Annotated in this window: 17 protein-coding genes and 1 tRNA gene; 4 read left to right on the forward strand and 14 right to left on the reverse strand. The window is 57.8% G+C overall.

What is annotated here, in order from left to right:
- Nucleotide 1 precedes the first annotated feature (1 nt).
- From M7439_RS11930 to argS, 13 genes are all read right to left on the reverse strand, one after another.
- The gene (locus M7439_RS11930) at nt 2-343 is read right to left on the reverse strand and encodes a hypothetical protein (protein ID WP_298342335.1); all 342 of its coding nucleotides are present in this window, start codon (nt 341-343) and stop codon (nt 2-4) included.
- Nucleotides 344-428: 85 nt separating this feature from the next.
- Nucleotides 429-1,571, reverse strand: a complete 1,143-nt coding sequence (locus M7439_RS11935; protein WP_298342337.1) for a glycosyltransferase family 4 protein — start codon at nt 1,569-1,571, stop codon at nt 429-431.
- Nucleotide 1,572: 1 nt separating this feature from the next.
- On the reverse strand, nt 1,573-2,892 hold the full coding sequence (glyA, locus tag M7439_RS11940; RefSeq protein WP_308464508.1) for a serine hydroxymethyltransferase: 1,320 nt from the start codon (nt 2,890-2,892) through the stop codon (nt 1,573-1,575).
- Nucleotides 2,893-2,968: 76 nt separating this feature from the next.
- Nucleotides 2,969-3,661 (reverse strand): L-threonylcarbamoyladenylate synthase, encoded by a 693-nt coding sequence (locus M7439_RS11945; RefSeq protein ID WP_298342344.1) that lies wholly within the window; start codon nt 3,659-3,661, stop codon nt 2,969-2,971.
- Complete coding sequence (gene prmC, locus M7439_RS11950; protein ID WP_298342349.1) at nt 3,658-4,476, reverse strand: peptide chain release factor N(5)-glutamine methyltransferase; 819 nt, start codon at nt 4,474-4,476, stop codon at nt 3,658-3,660. The genes M7439_RS11945 and prmC overlap by 4 nt, the downstream gene beginning before the upstream one ends.
- Nucleotides 4,463-5,539 (reverse strand): peptide chain release factor 1, encoded by a 1,077-nt coding sequence (gene prfA, locus M7439_RS11955; protein WP_298342352.1) that lies wholly within the window; start codon nt 5,537-5,539, stop codon nt 4,463-4,465. Before prfA ends, prmC begins: the two co-directional genes overlap by 14 nt.
- On the reverse strand, nt 5,532-6,434 hold the full coding sequence (locus M7439_RS11960) for a hypothetical protein (protein ID WP_298342355.1): 903 nt from the start codon (nt 6,432-6,434) through the stop codon (nt 5,532-5,534). The genes prfA and M7439_RS11960 overlap by 8 nt, the downstream gene beginning before the upstream one ends.
- An 87-nt stretch (nt 6,435-6,521) precedes the next feature.
- Complete coding sequence (rpmE, locus tag M7439_RS11965) at nt 6,522-6,740, reverse strand: 50S ribosomal protein L31 (RefSeq protein ID WP_298334737.1); 219 nt, start codon at nt 6,738-6,740, stop codon at nt 6,522-6,524.
- Nucleotides 6,741-7,116: 376 nt separating this feature from the next.
- A complete protein-coding gene (rho, locus tag M7439_RS11970; RefSeq protein ID WP_298342358.1) occupies nt 7,117-8,829 on the reverse strand; it encodes a transcription termination factor Rho in 1,713 nt (570 codons plus the stop codon).
- A gap of 75 nt (nt 8,830-8,904) precedes the next feature.
- On the reverse strand, nt 8,905-9,951 hold the full coding sequence (thrC, locus tag M7439_RS11975) for a threonine synthase (RefSeq protein WP_298342361.1): 1,047 nt from the start codon (nt 9,949-9,951) through the stop codon (nt 8,905-8,907).
- Nucleotides 9,952-9,962: 11 nt separating this feature from the next.
- Complete coding sequence (locus M7439_RS11980) at nt 9,963-11,213, reverse strand: homoserine dehydrogenase (protein ID WP_298442585.1); 1,251 nt, start codon at nt 11,211-11,213, stop codon at nt 9,963-9,965.
- A gap of 26 nt (nt 11,214-11,239) precedes the next feature.
- Nucleotides 11,240-12,520, reverse strand: a complete 1,281-nt coding sequence (lysA, locus tag M7439_RS11985) for a diaminopimelate decarboxylase (protein ID WP_298342369.1) — start codon at nt 12,518-12,520, stop codon at nt 11,240-11,242.
- A gap of 1 nt (nt 12,521) precedes the next feature.
- Nucleotides 12,522-14,144: an arginine--tRNA ligase gene (argS, locus tag M7439_RS11990; protein WP_298342372.1), complete on the reverse strand. Its 1,623-nt coding sequence runs from the start codon at nt 14,142-14,144 to the stop codon at nt 12,522-12,524.
- Between the two features lie 141 nt (nt 14,145-14,285).
- On the opposite strand from argS, the gene M7439_RS11995 reads away from it, so the two are divergent.
- From M7439_RS11995 to M7439_RS12005, 3 genes are all read left to right on the forward strand, one after another.
- Nucleotides 14,286-14,357, forward strand: a tRNA-Arg gene (locus M7439_RS11995).
- A 343-nt stretch (nt 14,358-14,700) separates the two neighbouring features.
- Nucleotides 14,701-15,648 (forward strand): ATP-binding cassette domain-containing protein, encoded by a 948-nt coding sequence (locus tag M7439_RS12000; protein ID WP_298342374.1) that lies wholly within the window; start codon nt 14,701-14,703, stop codon nt 15,646-15,648.
- Between the two features lie 4 nt (nt 15,649-15,652).
- The gene (locus M7439_RS12005) at nt 15,653-16,489 is read left to right on the forward strand and encodes an ABC transporter permease (RefSeq protein WP_298342377.1); all 837 of its coding nucleotides are present in this window, start codon (nt 15,653-15,655) and stop codon (nt 16,487-16,489) included.
- Nucleotides 16,490-16,492: 3 nt separating this feature from the next.
- Here the strand turns inward: M7439_RS12005 and M7439_RS12010 are convergent, their stop codons facing one another.
- Nucleotides 16,493-17,950 carry a UDP-N-acetylmuramoyl-L-alanyl-D-glutamate--2,6-diaminopimelate ligase gene (locus M7439_RS12010; RefSeq protein ID WP_298342380.1) on the reverse strand — a complete coding sequence of 486 codons (1,458 nt, stop codon included), beginning with the start codon at nt 17,948-17,950 and terminating at the stop codon, nt 16,493-16,495.
- An 80-nt stretch (nt 17,951-18,030) separates the two neighbouring features.
- On the opposite strand from M7439_RS12010, the gene M7439_RS12015 reads away from it, so the two are divergent.
- Complete coding sequence (locus M7439_RS12015) at nt 18,031-18,900, forward strand: glycosyltransferase family A protein (protein WP_298342382.1); 870 nt, start codon at nt 18,031-18,033, stop codon at nt 18,898-18,900.
- The last annotated feature ends 7 nt before the right edge of the window (nt 18,901-18,907 follow it).

Raw genomic sequence — 18,907 nt, forward strand, 5'->3', positions numbered from 1 at the left:
GCTACTCGTTCCTCCTCAGCCACGCATCAGCCTGACGAACGTCGTCAGAGAGTTCGAGATCTGACTCAAGCAGACGCGAAACACCACCTCTCTCGGGCCGCCGCGTCTTGACTGGCACAGGAGTGCTGTCGATCTCCGCCTTCGAGCGGTAGTACATCGACAGGATCGAACCCACGACTCCGAAAACGGCTATACCTACACCCCATGCCCAGGAGTGCGTCCACTGACCGACCACGACGGCGACAACGAGCGAAAGCACCATGGTCCCGAAGGACTCAATCATTTTGGCAATTGCCTCGCTAAAACTCGCTACCATACCTCGGGCCACTGACGGGCTGTCCACGATCGAACCTCTTCCGAACCAAACCTTAGTTACTCTACCAGCTACGGGCCAACCAACTGCCATCCTGGACGCAAACCAGAATAACTCACCGTCTGATCCCGCTATCCCTTCGACGCATCACCGCCAGAGCCCTCCCGCTCCGCGAATGCGTTCCCTTCAAATCAGGATGGAACAACGTATACAGTAGCACTCCAACCGCCGCCACAGCAATGGGGAGTTCAAATCCGAGGCCTCCAACATAGGTAGGGAGCAGCGCAAAGGCTGACAAAATGGCGGTCCATGCCCAGAGGATAGCCACGGAGCGGCGCGGCCCATGCCCCATCTCCATGAGGCGGTGGTGAAGGTGCTTTTTGTCGGGCGTGGCAAAGCTCACATGATGGGCCGTACGACGAAGCACAGAAAACACTAAGTCCGCCATTGGGACTCCTAGTATGACAAACGGAATCACCAATGGCGCAAAGAAAAAGAACGTCTGGTCGGAGACGTTGGCGGTCCGGCCCCCTACGACCGAGGTACTGGCAGCCAAGAGGAGTCCGAGCAACATGGCACCAGTGTCACCCATGAATATCTTGGCTGGATTCCAGTTGTGGGGCAAAAACCCGACGCAGACTCCAAGGATCGCGAACGCGATCAGTGGCCCGATGGAGGAGCTCGGCAGCTGCCCCAACGCCTCAAGCCTCAATGAGTAGAGACCAAAGGCGAGCGATGCGATCGCGACGATACCAGAGGCGAGCCCATCAAGGCCATCGATAAGGTTGATGGCGTTCTCCATGGCAATCACCCAAATCGCCGTCAACAGCGGCGTTAATGAGTTCGAAAGGACAACGATGCCAGCGAAGGGGACCTTGAACCAGAACATCGTCACGCCGAAGACCCAAAGCAATGATGCCGACAACACCTGTCCCGCCACCTTGGCGGGAGCAGACAGATTCCACACATCGTCGACCACACCGATACCCGTAATGGCGATCGCCGCGAGGAGCACTCCCATCGGTTCGGAGGAGTCAGTAAAGACGGGGCGAAAGGCATGCAGCAGACTGCCGACCCCCATCGCCGCTCCAAATCCCACCAACATACCGACCCCCCCAAGGGTCGGTGTCGGCTTAAGGTGAGCCATACGGCCACCAGGCTGCACGACCTGACCGGTCCGGAACGCGATACGTCGAACGATCGGCACCACCAGAAACGTAACGATAGCTGCGACGAACGCTACCAGGACGTATTGCACATTACCTCTCGAGCGGCGGAGGGAAGGCTCGACAGAGTTCAGCTATCTCGTGCCGCACCTCCAGAGGGGTCTGCTCATCATCAGTGCGCAGTACCCGCGAGATCAGCGCGGCCACCGTCTTCATCTGATCGGTGCGCATGCCCGTCGTAGTCATCGCAGCGGTACCAAGGCGCAGTCCGCTGGTGACAAAGGGTGAGCGAGGATCAAAGGGGATCTGGTTTCTATTGCAGGTGATCCCCGCCCGATCCAGCCGATCTTGCGCGGTGCGTCCATCGAGTTCTGCATCGAAGTCTCGCAGATCTACTAAAGCAAGGTGGACATCCGTGCCTCCCGAAACGATGCGAAATCCCTCAGAACTCAGTGCATCGGCGAGCACGCGAGCGTTCTCCACAACGCGCTCGGCATACTCCCGAAAGGAAGGATCGAGCGCCTCTGCAAAAGCGACGGCTTTTGCGGCTATCGCATGCTCAAGGGGACCTCCCTGCAGTCCAGGAAAGACCGCTTTGTCAAGCGCTTTGCCAAGATCCTCGTGGGCAACGATAGCGGCTCCTCGAGGACCGCGCAATGTTTTGTGGGTCGTAAAAGTCACGACATCGGCACCCCGCTCCCCCGAGCGAGTGAAGAGCGGATTGGGATAGACCCCTCCGGCGATCAGCCCTGCCACGTGAGCAGCATCAAAGAGGACCAGTGCCCCAATCTCGTCAGCAATTTCGCGGATTGGATCGACCTCAATGATTCTCGAGTAGGCGGTAGCCCCTACCACAATCAACTTCGGTCGTTGCTCGAGGGCGAGTTGACGCATCTGGTCGAGATCCAGCCACTCCCGATTCGGGTCCGATTCGCGCACCCCATAGGCGATGAAATCATAGATCTGCCCGGAGAAATTCACCGGAGAACCGTGGGTAAGGTGTCCGCCTTGGTCGAGCCTCATGGCAAGTACCCGATCTCTGGGTGCCAGCAGTGCCAAATAGGCTGCCGCGTTCGCGTTTGCACCAGCGTGTGGTTGGACGTTAGCATAGGGAGCCCCAAAGAGCTGTTTGCACCGCTCACGAGCGAGGTCCTCAACCTGATCGACGACCTGATTACCCCCGTAATACCGACGACCTGGATAACCCTCAGCGTATTTGTTGGTCAACACGCTTCCCGTCGCCTCCATCACCGCTCGAGAGGTGAAGTTTTCAGAGGCAATCAACTGCAGCGTCGTTCGCTGTCGTTCCTCTTCCTCACTCAGAAGTCGCGCTACTTCAGGATCTTGGCTCCAGAGCAACTCGGTAGAACGCAACAGGGCACCCCCTTTCGAATCGTCGACCCACGACTGCATGGAATCGATACCACTGAGTGTAGGGGAAGCCCGCCTTGAAAGCCTACGGGATGCGCCCATGACAATCGGGACTAGCTCAGCGAGGTTGTAGCCCGGGAAGCCGCTCTGCGACGATCTCATAGGCTAATGCCCCCTGTCGCACGATCGTTGGCGGCTGGCAGGTGAGGTCAACGACGGTCGATGCAATGGTCCCGGCCGCACCATCCCCTGATCGATCGATCGCTAGGGTAAGGGGGGCATCGTAGGATCCAGCCGTCAATGCAGCGATGGCCCCCTCAACGCTGGTTTCGGTAGCCACGCCATGTCGGTTGGCTGAAGAAGCAGCGAGCGGCATGTCCCGACAGAGTGCACGGAGCCATGGTACCGCTGGCACCCGAAGCGCTGCCGTCCCAGCTGTCGGATTTACAGCCTCACCGAGTGGATCATCGATATCGACAATCACCGAAAGCGGCCCTGGCCACAGATCGCTGACGCGCGACAATAGCCCCATCATCGACGGTGCAGCCAATCGCACGGCCATCGCAACGCTATCGATCAATACCGGTGCGGGAGTCGCACTCGTACGTCCTTTGATGCGTGCGATATTCGCGACTGCCAGGGGGTTGCGAGCGTCGGCGAGGAGACCGATGACGGTATCGGTTGGAGCGATGACACATTGTCCATCGCGGAGCTCCGACCGTGCCCACTCGATAGCAGCGGAATCGTCGCGTTCAACGATACGTCCCGTTCGCAGGTTATAGACCAGCATCGATGATGGCTGGTGCATCATAGCCGAGCCACCACAAAACGATCTCTACCAACCAAATCCTGTTTGATAACGGCGCCAAAGGAGGCATTACGAGCAATGGCAACAACCTCAGCGCCCTGATCGGCACCGATCTCAACGACAACAGTGCCGTGTCCTCGGTCAAGATGACAACCTGCATGCGCGAAGATGACTTCGTAACACTCGACACCAGAAGTGCCAGCTACCAGTGCCTCTCTTGGCTCCCAGTCACGGACGGTCGAGTCCAATCCGATCCATTCATCATCGGTCACATACGGTGGGTTCGAACAGATGACGTCGAAACGCTCTTGGGGTTCCACCGCCTCCCACCAACGACCGAAACGGAGCTCCACCCTTTGGTCAAGCTCTAGCTGGCGAAGATTTTCAGCGGCCAGCGCTAAGGCATCCCTAGAGAAGTCGGTCGCCACGACTTGGAGCGTCGGAAACTCGTGTGCGAGGGATGCCGCAATAGCACCCGTACCAGTCCCTAGCTCTAAGACTCTTCCCGATCTCCCACTGTCTACTTCTGCGACGACAAGGTCAACTAGCAGCTCCGTCTCTGGACGAGGGATAAGTGCCCGACGGTCCACCCCCAAGTTCAGCCATCGGAATTGCCAGCTCCCCAGCACGTATTGGAGTGGCTCGCCATCATCTAAACGCGATCGATAATGGGCGAGCACGGCAACCGCAGGTTGCCCGGTACGTGCCGCGACCTCCCTAGCTGCTTGCTCCAACCATCGCTGTTGCACCCGAGTAGGGAAGACGGAAGGGGGCGCGGAGGGGGTGATAGCCTCGCGCGCAGAATCAGCGACCATCATCCTGATCAAGTAGCTGTGCGGCGCGCTCGTCCTGGATCAGCGCATCAGAGATTTCAAGAAGGTCGCCCATCAAAATCTGGTCAAGGCGATGCAACGTCAGTTTGATCCGATGATCAGTGACCCTGTTCTCCTTGAAGTTGTAGGTACGAATCTTCTCAGAGCGACCACCACCGCCAACCTGGGACTTCCTCGTGCGCGAAAGCTCCTCGTTCACCCGGTCCTGTTCGGCCTTGAGCAGTCGCGCCCGCAACACCTGCAACGCCTTGGCGCGGTTCTGTATCTGGCTCTTCTCATCCTGCATCGCCACAACAATCCCGGTAGGGATATGGGTGATTCTCACCGCCGAGTCCGTCGTGTTGACCGACTGTCCTCCAGGTCCCGTCGATCGATAGACGTCGATCCGAAGGTCATTTGGATCGATCTGGACCTCAACCTCGTCGGCCTCAGGCAATACCGTTACCGTCGCGGAAGAGGTATGTACCCTTCCTTGGGTCTCAGTCACTGGCACCCGTTGGACCCGATGGGGGCCCGCTTCATGCTTCAATCGACGCCACGCATCATCCCCTTTGACCAACAGCGAAGCGAAGTTATAACCACCAAGCTCAGACGGATCTGCAGCCAGCATCTCGACACGCCACCCCATCCTGTCGCCGAAGCGCTGATACATCTCCGTCAAATCCTTAGCAAAAAGGTTCGCCTCTTCCCCACCTTCGGCCCCACGAATCTCAAGAATCACATTACGGCCATCGTTAGGGTCCTGTGGCAAAAGGAGGATCTCGAGCTCCTCTGTCTTCGCGGCAAGAACAGTTTCGAGGGACGCTATTTCATCGCCCCAAAGGGACCGCTCGTCAAGGGGAGCCGCCTGGTAAAACTCAGTGGCTGCCGCCAAATCCTCCTGCAGCTTGTCGACCTCACGCAGGGTCGCGACAATTGCCTCGAGCGCCTTGTGACGTCGTGCGACCTCGCGAGCTCGATGCTGATCCTGAAACAGCTTCGGATCAGACATCTCCTCGATGCTGCGCTGATACTCGAGCTCGAACTTCTCCAGACGCCTATCAGCCACCGGTTAGCTCCTTGACCTCGATCGAATAGGGAACTCCTACTAGCCTAGCCAACTCCACGAACGCCTTCATTGGTTCTCCATCAAGAACGTAGGTGACCTGCCTCGCTTGACCAGCCAGCAGCCAGAGGGCAGCCGTCTCCACGATGAGCCACAGGTCGACCGCGCTACCAAATCCGTAGAACTCCTGGCCCATCTTCGCGTAGGCACGCGACCTTGCCTGTCCAACCGTACCGAACTCGACGGGCATGACCTCAGGGTGCTCGAGGCGGAAACGTGATCGCAGGAGACGGCCCAATGCGACCCGGGAAAAATCGAATCGGCCTTGGCGGCGCTCGCGTGACCCCAGCAACGTCACGAGAACCTCTCGGGCGAATGCCTCCAGTGACTCTGGTGTCATCAGCGCCTCCTTGGCCATCGCCTGGTCGCGTGGATCAATACCCACAACGAGAGACTCTTCCACCAATCCGAGTACTGGGACCCCAAGATACTCCGCAAAGACAGAACCTTGATACCACGCATATTCGGGTTGCGCCGCTCGCCCAAAGACCTGCTGGGCCAACGCTTGGAACCGAACCGGGAGTATGCCAGGTGTGACTGCCACCAGGGGAGACGGCGGACAAAGCCGAGAGAACACATCCCGATGCAGCGTCAACACCTCAACGCCGGGGGTGGCCCTAGCGAACACCGAGTTAAAGTCCTCAACCGCCACCAAAAGGTGATCATCGCGATTGCCAACGTGAGTCGGGAGGATAACCTTACACGGATACTCCGGATAGCGCCGACGAGCTTTGATCACCTGACCAAGTACCGCCTCCATCGAAGGCACTGAGAAACCTGGGACTGGCCAAACGATGACGGCATCGGAGGTGAGACCAATCCGCCAGGATTCTCCCATCTCACACACCGTCGCAAACGGGCCATACGCCCGAGCGATAACTGACGCAGGTGGTAACCCAGTTACATCCAAGGCGCGAGCCTCGAGCTATTGTGCTCGATTCTTGGAACGATCACCATAACGGCGTTGGAAGCGCTCGACACGGCCTCCGGTATCCACCAACTTCTGTCGGCCCGTGTAGAACGGATGGCACTCGTTGCACAACTCTATGTGCAGGTCAGCCTTGGTCGAACGAGTCACAAAGGTGTTTCCGCACGAACAATGCACGGTGGCCACCACGTACTCTGGATGAATATCGCTCTTCATAATGTCCTCTGTCCTATTCTTCCCATGGCGGCCCAAAACGGGCGCACCCTCTCATCCGGGACCGCAACAACACGTGCGCCCACGAGCCGTCTCGCTGGCCAGCTAGTTATCACCGCCAACATTGCCGCCGCTGACATCATCCATGCCGCCAGGACAACCGTTATCGCCGATTGATCCGGGCTGAACGCCCACTCTCGCACGGTAACGGAAGCATCAAAACATCGATTCGGTCTTCGGAGTCTCAGACTCGCTTGCCAACCATTGACAACAACGCGCCATGAACTCCGAGTTCACACCATGGCAACCAGACTACTACCGCCAACTCCGCCCATCAGCATAGCGCCCCATCCCCCAAGCCCGTTAACGCCTGATCCTCCTATTGCATTCCCGAGCTGCGGGCGATCTCGGCGAGGAATTCGCTATTCGATCGCGTACTGCGAACCTTGTCGAGCAACAACTCGAGTCCTGCTGCGGCCGTCCCATCTTGGGTGATCGCATTTAGGACCCTCCGGAGCTTCCAGATCTGGTTCAGGTGATCACGTGAGAAGAGTAACTCTTCGTGGCGGGTAGAGGAGCCGTTGACGTCAACAGCGGGATAGAGCCGACGCTCTGAAAGTCGGCGGTCAAGCTTCAACTCCATGTTGCCGGTTCCCTTGACCTCCTCAAAGATCACCTCATCCATTTTCGATCCGTTCTCAACCAAAGCGGTCGCGAGGATGGTGAGCGATCCCCCCTCCTCGATGTTGCGCGCCGCGCCGAAAAACTTCTTTGGTGGATAGAGTGCCCCTGAGTCAATACCACCCGACATAATTCTTCCACTGGCGGGCTGGGCAAGGTTATAGGCGCGAGCCAAACGAGTGATGCCATCGAGAATGACCACCACATCTCTCCCCATCTCAACCATACGTTTCGCGCGCTCGATCGTGAGCTCGGCCACCTGGGTGTGCTCCTCTGCGGGGCGATCAAAGGTCGAGGCAATCACCTCACCTTTGACCGAACGGCGGAAGTCAGTAACCTCTTCAGGTCGCTCATCCACGAGAAGCACAATGAGTGCAACATCTGGATTGTTCCGTTCGATCGCATTCGCGATCTCCTTCATGATGGTCGTCTTGCCGGCTTTCGGGGGTGAGACGATCAACCCACGCTGTCCCTTCCCTATCGGCGCGATGAGATCAATGATCCGTGGTGTAATGTTGGTTGGGTCGGCACTGGTCTCGAGCGTGAGTCGCTCATTCGGAAAAAGCGGAGTGAGATCCTCGAACCGACGACGTGCCTTCGCAGTTTCTGGATCGAGACCCGTAACGGTATCCACCCTCGATAGTGCAGGATACTTCTCCGTCGATCCCGCGGGCCGGGCTCCACCAACGACGATATCACCACGTCGCAGACTCATCCTCCGCGCCAATGATGCAGGTACGTAAACATCATCTTTTGAAGAGAGGTAGCCCTTTGTGCGAAGAAAACCATAGCCATCATCACGCAGATCCAACACACCAGAGACGGTCACCAGCTCTACCGGTTGCTGACTCTCTGATCTCTCCGAACCCTCTGGGCGATCCGTTCGATCCTTGCCTCGCCTATTGCGTCGAGAGCGACGCGAAGCCCCGTCTTCCCCTCGGGGCTGCTGGGAGGGACTCGGTGATTCATCGACTTGTGGCGCATTTGTGCGCTCGGTAGGATTCACCGTGATGGGTGGGATCAGTGTCGCAAGGCCCCCGCGGGTACTCTCGGCACGCTTCGACTCGCTCGTCCCATTGGTAGGCCGATTATGACCGCTGGTCCTCGCTTGCGAGGCCTCCTGGCGGGATTCCCCATCGGGAGCCGATCCGTTCGTGCTAGACCCGTTCGTGCTGGATCCATTCGTGCTGGATCCATTCGTGCTATCACGTTGGTGGGTCTGAGCAGACGAGACAACGCTTTGTTGCCCTGCCGGCGTATCGTGCTCCCCACCAGCGGATCCGCGACCTTCGATCATCGAGATCAGCTCTGCCTTTCTCAGCCGAGCAGAGACCTTGAGATCGAGCTGGCGAGCAAGCCCCATCAGTGTCTCTTTATCAAGCGATTCAAGCGTACCAGACGATACGTCCATCAGTTCTTTCCCTTCTTTGCCAAGGAACTTGGCGAATTGAGTGACGAGGTATCCATCAAATCCTGATCTCAAAAATCACAGACCAATCGCCTCTGCCACTTCTTTCATTGACGTACCCACTACCTTTGGTACTTGCACTTGGGATACCGCAGTGTCTGGATCCTTTAACCCATTTCCGGTCAGCACACAAACAATTGACGAACCAGGAACAACCGGGGTTTTGAGAAGTCCAGCTACTGACGCTGCTGAGGCTGGTTCACAGAATACTGCCTCATCTCTCGCTAAGAGTATATATGCCTGAAGGATCTCTTCGTCGGTCACCGCCGTAATTGCCCCACCGGATTCATCACGCGCTGCTAACGCAAGTGACCAACTGGCAGGATTGCCGATGCGGATGGCGGTCGCGACCGTCTCGGGCTGTGGCACGACTGCACCGTTGACGATGGGTGCAGCACCAGCTGCTTGCACACCAAACATCTTCGGGAGCTGCTGCGCGTAGCCAGCTTCGTAATACTCCCGATAGCCAAGCCAATACGCGCTGATATTACCAGCATTGCCAACAGGAATGAACTGAGCATCGGGGGCAAACCCGAGTTCGTCAATCACCTCAAAGGCTCCCGTCTTTTGTCCCTGGAGGCGATAGGGGTTGATGGAATTGACGATCGTCAACGGATGGGACTCTCCAAGAGCACGAACGAGGCGGAGACCTTCATCGAAATTACCATCGATCTGAATCACCTGTGCTCCATAGACAAGCGCCTGTGCCAGCTTGCCAAGAGCGATATGACCCGAGGGTATCAACACTACTGCATCAATCCCCGCAGCAGCCGCATAGGCCGCCGCGCTCGCTGAGGTGTTGCCAGTAGAGGCGCAGATAATAGTACGGCTCCCCTCTGCGAGCGCCTGCGAAACCGCCATGGTCATGCCACGATCCTTGAAGGAGCCAGTGGGGTTGAATCCTTCCAGCTTGAGATAGACATCTGCTCCCACCCGACCTGACAGTCGTGGGGCGTACCGTAGAGGTGTTCCTCCCTCACCAAGGCTCACGACTGGCGTCGTCGCATCAACGGGTAAAAATGCGCGATATCGCTCGATCACCCCTGGCCAGGTCTCCTTTTTCATGCCTTCACTCCTCATTCCAAGACGCGCAAAATTTGGTGTAACCGCTCGATCACATCGAGTCCTGCCAGTCCCGCCATCGTTGCCTTGATGGCAGAAAGACGGGTACGGTGTGTAAGGAAGACCAGATGCGCAAGCTCGCCACCGAGTTCGTCCTGCTCCATACGAGCGATCGAGACACCATGCTGACCAAACACCTCGCTCACCTGCGCGAGGACCCCAGGAGCATCGACCACCTCCATGGAGAGTGCAAAGACTGCCTCAATGGCTGAATCCTCGACAAAGCGGGTACCCTCAGCGATGCGCATCGGTGCTCGAGTGGCACTTCGCAGGTTCCTCACTGCGTCGATGATGTCGGCCAAGACGGCCGATGCCGTCGGCAGACCACCTGCTCCAGGACCAGAGAACATCAGCTGACCAACCGCCGACCCTTCCACAAAGATCGCGTTGAATGAACCGCGAACACTAGCCAAAGGGTGCGTCGACATCACGATAGCTGGAAATACTTCGACACGAACGGGGGCATCCGAGGTGGTGATGTCTCGCTCAGCCTGCGCAAGGAGTTTGATGACTCCTCCGCTCCGCTCTGCGAAGTCAAAATCCGCTGGGGTTACTCCCCAGATTCCATCCACTGTTACGTCTCCTACGTCAACATGGCCTCCAAAGGCGATACTGGCAATGATCGCAAGTTTGGAGGCTGCATCCCTGCCGGACAGATCTCCCGAAGGATCCGCCTCAGCATAACCGAGTTGCTGAGCTTCCAGCAGCGCCGCCTCGAGGCTGAGATGCTCCTCCTGCATCCGGGTCAGAATGTAGTTGGTCGTTCCGTTTACGATACCCACAATCCGTGAAAGTCGCTCACCAAAAAGCGAGACCCGCAATGCACGGATGAGCGGAATACCTCCCGCCACCGCCGCCTCAAAAAAGATATCTCGATGCACCGCCTGAGCAGCAAGTTCAAGTTCAGGAAAGTGCGTACTCAGGATCTCCTTATTGGCCGTCACCACCGACTTTTTTGCCCCAAGCGCAGCCCGAATCGCGGAGAGGGCAAACTCACCAGGTCCTATGAGCTCGACCACCACCTCGATCTCGTCATCGTCGATCACCTCGGCCAACTGGGTTGTCAGCAAACCAGCTGGTATTGGCCCACTCCGTTCCTTGTCCAGAGTACGAACCAAGATGCGTCCGACTTCGAGAGGTTCACCTAGTAGGTAAGCGAGCCGATCTCCCTCCTCTGCGAGCAGTGAAACGAGCGCGCTGCCCACCGTTCCGCACCCCAAAAGACCGACTTTCATAGACCCAACTCCAAACGAAAGAGATCGTCAACCGTCTCCCTCCGGACCATCAATCGCGCCTGTCCTTGGTGAACCCCAACAACGGCCGGTCGTGGCAGCTTGTTATAGTTCGATCCCATCGCCCAACCATAGGCGCCAGTGACCGGCGTCATGACGAGTTCGCCAACGCGCAGATCCGACGGGAGACGAGCTTCCCGTACGAGCACGTCGCCTGACTCGCAGTGTTTGCCGACAAGGGCTACCGTCGTGTCGTGCGCAGCAAATAAGCGGGACGGGGCGTAGGCTTCGTAACCACTCCCGTAGAGGACGGGACGCGGATTATCGCTCATACCTCCGTCGACAGCCACATAGGTACGCACTCCAGGTATCGCTTTGATGACTCCAACGGTGTAGATAGTGACTGCAGCTGCAGCAGCGATTGCGCGACCTGGTTCAACAAAGGTTCGCTCTGGGTCAATGCCATGTGCATCCAACGTTTCGCGGAGCCAATGCGTCCAATCGCCAAGCGAGGGGACCAGCTCGTCCCGCAAGTACCCGACTCCAAACCCACCACCGATGCATAACTCTTCAACATCGTTCTCCTGCACGAGCTCGACCATGATCGCCACCGCTTCGCGGAAGGAGTCCAGCGCAAAAACCTGAGAACCGATGTGACAGTGGAGGCCGGACAGCACGAAACGTGAACTTGTCTTCATCCGCGTAATCGCGCGCTGAGCGTCCCCATTGGCAAGATTGAAGCCAAACTTGGAGTCCTGTTGCCCCGTGCGTACATAGGCATGCGTGTGTGCCTCAATGCCAGGGGTCACCCGAAGCCACACATGGATCGCATCTCCCGCCAGACCTTCAAGCCGGTCGATTTCATCGAATGAATCGACCACCACTCTGCCGATCCCCACCTCGACCGCCAACCGTAACTCCTCCATCGACTTGTTGTTCCCATGGAGCACCATACGCGCTGGCTTGACTCCACCAAGTAGACCCGCCTTCATCTCCCCAAGCGATGCGGCGTCCCACCACAACCGTTCTTCATCGACGATCCTTGCCATGGCAATCGTCGGGAATGCCTTGGAGGCGTAGATGACTTGTCCTCGACCAAACCCGTTGGCTGCCTCGCGCATCCGGCTCCGGAGATGTCCCTCATCATAGATGAACAGCGGGGTTCCAAAACGGCCTGCGAGCTCGCTCACTGCGAGGCCACCCACCAAGAGCTCACCAAGGCCATCGACCGTGGCACCCTGTGGGGCGAGATGTTCAGGGAGTACCCCTAGGTCGGCCAACTCACATCTCCTCGAGGGGCGTCACCCCGAGCAGTTCAAGCGCGACGCCCAATGCGAGTTGTGTGGCTGTGGCCAACGTCAGTCGGGCATCACGCACGGCAGGCTCAGCCGTGAGTACCGGACAGTCATGATAGAAACCATGAAAATCAGCGGCCGCCTGCATCAACCAGCCGACAATCTTATGAGGAGCCCGCTCGTGCGCAGCACGTGTGATCACCGATTCCAACCGCAAGAGATCCTTCATCAGGGCTACTTCGCGAGGATGGCTTAGACCGGCCAGTGCTTCAGACGAACTCGGCTCACTGCTGACACCACGACTCACCACATTGCGCAGCAACGCCGAGATCCGAGCATAAGCGTACTGAATGTAGTAGACCGGGTTCTCCATCGACTGCGCCTTCGCCTGCGCCAGGTCGATCTGCGAGGCGCGATCGATGGAGCTAGAGAGGATCAGCAGCCGCGTTGCATCACGGCCCAACTCTTGGATCAGCCAGTCAAGAGGAATCGCCGTTCCAGCACGCTTGGAGAACTTAACCGCTTGGCCCTGTTCGAGCAGGGACACCATCTGACCAAGTTTGATCTCCAACCGATGTTCATCGATGCCAAGCGCACGCACCGCAGCCATCATGGAGGCAACTTGACCATGATGATCGGCCCCCAGAACGTCAATCACCAGCGAAAACGATCGAACCACGAGCTTGTTATAGTGATAGGCGATATCTCCGGCAAGGTAGGTGAAGTCCCCGTTGGACTTACGCATCACCCGGTCACGGCTATCACCAAAGCGCTCAGAGGCGAACCAGAGCGCGCCGTCACGCTCATAGGTCGCTCCCTGTGCATCCAACTTGGCCACCACCTCGGCGACATCCCCCGACTCCTCGATCGAGGCCTGCGAAAACCAACTATCCATCTCGATGCCGAGTGAACCAAGCGTTGCTTGGATCAATTCCAGAATGATCGGGACGGCCCAGCTGCCAGCCTCCACCACATCATCTGCGCCCTGATAACGAAGCGCCAGATCAGAGATATACGCCCCCTGATATCCACCTTCAGGCACCTCGTCTCCGCGCCGGACCGCAATGATAGAGGCACCAAGCTGTCGAATCTGCCCCCCGGTATCGTTCACGTAGTACTCTCGAGTCACCCGATAGTTCACAAATTCAAGCAGCCGACTCAGCGCATCACCGTAGGTCGCAAGCCAACCATTGCCAACATGGAGCGGACCAGTAGGGTTCGCCGACACGAACTCGACCTGGGCAGTGGCACCGTGGCCTAGGTCAGGGCGAAAGTACTCAACCTTTTCGTCAAGCAGTGCCGTAATCTCTCGACCCAACGCCTCGGGAGCGATCCAAAAGTTCAAGAAGCCAGGGCCAGCGACGGTCACCCGATCCACCATCGCATCGGCACGAAGTCGCTCGGCAAGCTGCTCAGCGATGATCCGAGGAGGCGTTCCCAGTGTCTTTGCGAGCACCATCGCTGCATTTGTCGCGTAATCGCCATGATCAGGGATCGCCGGTTCATCAATCGCAACCGCCCCTAAAGGCGTAGGATCAGCCTGAAGTATCGCAAAACTATCCTGTGCAGTGGTGTGCACCAACGTCAACAGCCGGTCTGCAATCGCCACTGTTTACTCCTTCACGTATCGAATACAGCTATCGCCGGGCAACGAAGAGCTTTGAGCAAAGCATATCAGCGCTACCAGCGCAGACAATGCACTCGGCGTCTCAGACCTCAGAGAACGCTAGACTCGGGTTCGCCTGATTGAGCCCCCGTAGCTCAGGGGATAGAGCATCGGCCTCCGGAGCCGGGTGCGTAGGTTCGAATCCTACCGGGGGCGCTCAGGCCATCTCCCGATACGCTGAGAGGCCCGGGCCCGGCCGTCCAACAAAGACGGTCGCCCAAAGACGGTAGAGCAAGCCAGTTACCTGACGCTCCCTAGCTATTTGAGGCCAGGAGGACTACGACCACAAGTCCTGCTTCAAGTATGGGCTCGGCAAAGTATAAGGCCTGAAGCGGACTTGTTCCCTGCTCTCGGGATTAATCAGGCATCGTTCCTGTGTTGAGATAGGAAGATCTGTAGAGAAACAACTAACCTGAGGACAGCGAGCTCATAACGACGACGTCTTCGTCAGCTGAGACCCCTAGCAACACAACATTTGATCAAGCCCATCGGAGGTGAGATGACCCTAGCCATCGAGGTGCGCAACCTGCGCAAAACGTTCAAAGGAGGCGTTACTGCCCTGGAGGATGTGAGCTTTCAGGTGGAGGCTGGAACCGTTTTTGGTCTACTCGGTCCTAATGGGGCTGGGAAGACGACCATCGTCAGGATTCTCACCACCATCATCCCTCCCGACAATGGCGAGGCGACCATTATGGGCATCGACGTCACCAAATCCCCCCAGCAGGTCCGCGAACACCTCGGTCTTGCGGGTCAGGCTGCGGCGGTCGACGAACGGCTAACGGGTGAGGAGAATCTCTTCATGATTAGCCGGCTCAACCACCTCCCGAAACAAGTTGCAAGGGACCGGTCCGCTGAGCTCCTCCATGACTTTGGCCTTGAGTACGCGGCCAAACGCGTGCTCAGCACCTACTCAGGAGGGATGCGACGGCGACTTGACCTCGCTGCGGCCCTCGTCGCACGGCCTCCGGTGCTGTTCCTCGATGAACCTACTACCGGCCTCGATCCCAAAAGTCGCAACGACCTTTGGGAGATCATCGAAAAACTCCTCGTGAATGGGACAACCGTACTGTTGACCACGCAATACCTCGAGGAGGCGGATCGACTGGCATCGCGGATCGCTGTCGTCGATCATGGCCTCGTGATCGCCGAGGGTACGCCAGATCAGCTTAAAGCGAACTTTGGAGCAACGGTGCTAGAACTTTCCTTCAAGGACGAAGAGGTCACCGACAAAGCCAAGGCAGCCGTCACCTCGCTGGCCTCGGCGGCCGTACAACAGGTTGAGAATCGCTTAGAGATTCCTGTGGCTGATGGTGCAGCGACCACCGCACTGGTCCTTGAGCGTCTGCTCAACGAGAAGATCAACCCGACCAGAATCAACCTTCGCGAACCGAGCCTCGACGATGTCTTTCTCGCGCTCACCGAACAACCAGCGACAATGGAGGGATAGGCCCATGGCACTCGCAGAACTTACGACCAGTCCGCACCGCTCTCGTCTCTATTGGATGGTGGCCGATGCCCTCACGATCACCAAGCGTAATCTCCTGAACTATGTCCGTATACCCCAGTCGTTGGTCTTCTCTACGATCCAACCAGTAATGTTCGTACTCCTCTTCCGCTACGTCTTCGGGGGTGCCATCGGCTCAGAGACCTCCAAGCTTGGCCTGAGTTACGTCAACTATCTGATGCCAGGAATCTTCATCCAGACGATCGCCTTTGGCTCAGTCCAGACCGGCGTTGGCTTGGCCGAGGACCTCCAGAAAGGGCTCATTGAACGCTTTCATGCCCTTCCCATGACACGCTCTGCGGTTCTGGCAGGAAGAACGATCGCAGATCTCATCCGCAACCTGGTGGTGATCGTTATCATGGTGATCGTCGGTTTCTTAGTCGGTTTTCGCATCGGAACCAACGTAGGGGAGTTTCTCGCGGGAATCGGCATCGCCCTCCTCTTTGCCTATGCGCTTTCGTGGTTCTTTGCGTTGATCGGACTGGCCGCGCCTAACAGTGAAACCGCGCAGGTGATGGCTTTCCCCTTGCTCTTCCCACTCACCTTCGCCTCATCTGCCTTCGTTCCCGTGGAGAGTATGCCATCGTGGCTGCGTGGGTTTGCCAATCACCAGCCGCTGAGTGTGGCGGTCAATGCAGCAAGGAGCCTCATGGACGGCCCGGTCGCAGCCCGTGCAGCCCAATCCGCCACCGGTGATTTGACCATCACCGCGATCATCTGGTGCGTCGGCCTCCTGATCATCATGATTCCGCTTTCGGTCAATATCTACCGTAAGAGGGTGTAAGTCTCAGCGGCTACCGCGGGCAATCAACGCCGACCGCGCCACCTCGCGATCGTCCAGATAGACAACTGCAGGACCAACCCTCAAGCTTTGCTCGTGTCCTCTGCCCACAATGAGCACCGTATCTCCCGGTTCAGCCTCGTTAATAGCGAACTCGATCGCCCTGCGCCTGTCCAATTCAACCACGATGCGAGAGGTAGCGACGTCGAGGGTGCCAGCCAATAACTGAGCGACAATCTCAGCAGGCTCTTCATCACCTGGGTTATCTGCCGTCAAGATCGCAAGATCGCTCGTCGCCGCAGCCCGGCCGAGCTCTGGACGCTTGAGCCGATCGCGTCGCCCTCGGGCTCCCGCCACCAAAATGACTTTGCCGGCCGAGGACTGAAGCCTGACCGTCTCGATAAGCGATCGGATCGCATCTGGGGTGTGCGCATAGTCCACCACGACCTGAAAATCCTGCCCCATTGTGATTGACTCAAAACGGCCAGCCACCGCATGACAATTCTCTATGCCCGCATAGACGACGTCTTGGTCCACCCCTAGGACAAAACCGGCTGCTGCTGCCGCTGCTGCGTTGTACGCGTTGTGGGCGCCAAGTATTGGAACGGTCAACTGGGTTGTCTGTCCATGGTGACGGAGGAGAAAACGGGTGCCGATCGAGAGGAGCTCGATGTCTGAGACGACAAAATCGTTGCTCGGCCCTGGTCCGTAGGTCACATGTTCAACCGCCACTTGACTGGCTAGCCGACGCCCCCACTCGGTATCCGTACCGATGACAGCGACATTGGTGAGGGTCGGCACGAATAGTCGCGCCTTGGTGTAATAGTACTGCTCCATCGTGCCGTGATAGTCGAGATGCTCGGGCGACAGATTCGTGAACACGGCCACTTCAAAACGCATCGAATCAATCCGATGCTGATCGATACCATGCGACGAGACCTCCATGACTACGGACTGCGTCCCATCCTGGAGCATGTCAGCCAGGAGACGGTGCAGGTCAGGGGCCTCCGGTGTCGTATAAATACTCGGCCGATTGAGCCCGGCAAATCTCGATTCGATCGTTCCGATTAGACCAACGCTGCGCTCGGTCCTATTCAACACCGACTCGATCAGATACGAGGTGGTCGTCTTCCCGTTGGTACCCGTGATCCCAATCACCTCTAGCGACTTCGATGGCTCACCGAAAAAATAACTCGCGACACGGCCGATCGCGTGGCGCACCGAGGGGACAATGAGTTGGGGAACCTTCACGTTCACCGGATGCGCGACCATCACCGCCGCCGCTCCGGCCTCGATCGCATCATCGATGAAGATATGTCCATCGTAACGACTGCCCCGGGTTGCACAAAACAGCGACCCAGGGCGAACCGCCCGCGAGTCAAGTGTCAGATCCGTCAACGACACCGATTCGCCAATCAGCTGCGCCGAGGGCAAAAGGTCAGCGAGCTCCGCTAGTCCAGGCAATAGGATCGTCTCGCCGAAAAGCCGTCACTCATGAGATGCTAGGCTAGCAGCCGCAACCATCAACAGAATCCTGGGAGTCAATGCAAATCTCAGTCATCGTCACCTGCTACAACGCCCACGCTACCCTCGCCGCTGCTCTGACGAGCGTGGCGGTGCAGTCATACCCACCGTCAGAGATCATCATCGTCGATGATGGCTCCACCGATGATTCTGTAGCGATTGCGCGCAGCGTCATGCCAGCAGCAACGATCATCGAACAGGCCAACCAGGGCGTTTCTGCAGCACGTAACAAAGGTCTAGCCCATGTCAATGGCGACGTTATCGCATTCCTCGACGACGATGACGTCTGGCATCCAACCAAGCTCGAGCGCCAGATCAGACTTTTAGAGCTACACCCACACCTCGACCTTATCGCCACCCGCTGGTCGCGAACATCTCCTGTGCCACGCCAGGACTTGTCGATTCGTTGGTTGAGCTATCGAGACCTCACCTTGATGAATCAGTTCCAGACATCAACGGTCCTCATGCGCAGCCAACTCGCAGCCGAGGTCGGCGGGTTTGACTCAACACTCGACACCGTGGAAGATTGGGCGTTCTGGATTGCCTGTGCCAAGAAGGGTACCTTGGCCGTTCTTGAACAGGACCTCGTTCTCTACCGTGATTCACCTGACGGCGTCTCTAAGGACCTGCATCGCTTCTGGACGACTCTCGAACGGATGATCCACACCACTGACGCCATGGCGCTCCTTGACGCCAGTGACCGTGAACGCATCATCGCTTGGCACGTCCAACGCATGTTTGTCGCTGCACTGTTGCAACGTGACCTATCGCTCCTCACCAAGATCACCTTTCGCGGCCTACGGGTATCGCCAATCGCCCAGCTGCACGCCACGAGGACACTCACCATCCCCTTCCTCACCGAGCGACTTCGTCGAAGGAGGGAGATCTGAGGTTTCC

It is taken from the genome of Ferrimicrobium sp., from assembly GCF_027319265.1.
Lineage (GTDB): Bacteria > Actinomycetota > Acidimicrobiia > Acidimicrobiales > Acidimicrobiaceae > Ferrimicrobium.

Coding starts and splice junctions, on each gene's coding strand:
- glyA (WP_308464508.1), bottom strand. CDS start 2,892: ATGCAGTCGTGGGTCGACGATTCGAAAGGGGGTGCCCTGTTGCGTTCT.
- M7439_RS11945 (WP_298342344.1), bottom strand. CDS start 3,661: ATGATGCACCAGCCATCATCGATGCTGGTCTATAACCTGCGAACGGGA.
- prmC (WP_298342349.1), bottom strand. CDS start 4,476: ATGATGGTCGCTGATTCTGCGCGCGAGGCTATCACCCCCTCCGCGCCC.
- M7439_RS11960 (WP_298342355.1), bottom strand. CDS start 6,434: ATGGGAGAATCCTGGCGGATTGGTCTCACCTCCGATGCCGTCATCGTT.
- rpmE (WP_298334737.1), bottom strand. CDS start 6,740: ATGAAGAGCGATATTCATCCAGAGTACGTGGTGGCCACCGTGCATTGT.
- rho (WP_298342358.1), bottom strand. CDS start 8,829: ATGGACGTATCGTCTGGTACGCTTGAATCGCTTGATAAAGAGACACTG.
- thrC (WP_298342361.1), bottom strand. CDS start 9,951: ATGAAAAAGGAGACCTGGCCAGGGGTGATCGAGCGATATCGCGCATTT.
- M7439_RS12000 (WP_298342374.1), top strand. CDS start 14,701: ATGACCCTAGCCATCGAGGTGCGCAACCTGCGCAAAACGTTCAAAGGA.
- M7439_RS12005 (WP_298342377.1), top strand. CDS start 15,653: ATGGCACTCGCAGAACTTACGACCAGTCCGCACCGCTCTCGTCTCTAT.
- M7439_RS12015 (WP_298342382.1), top strand. CDS start 18,031: ATGCAAATCTCAGTCATCGTCACCTGCTACAACGCCCACGCTACCCTC.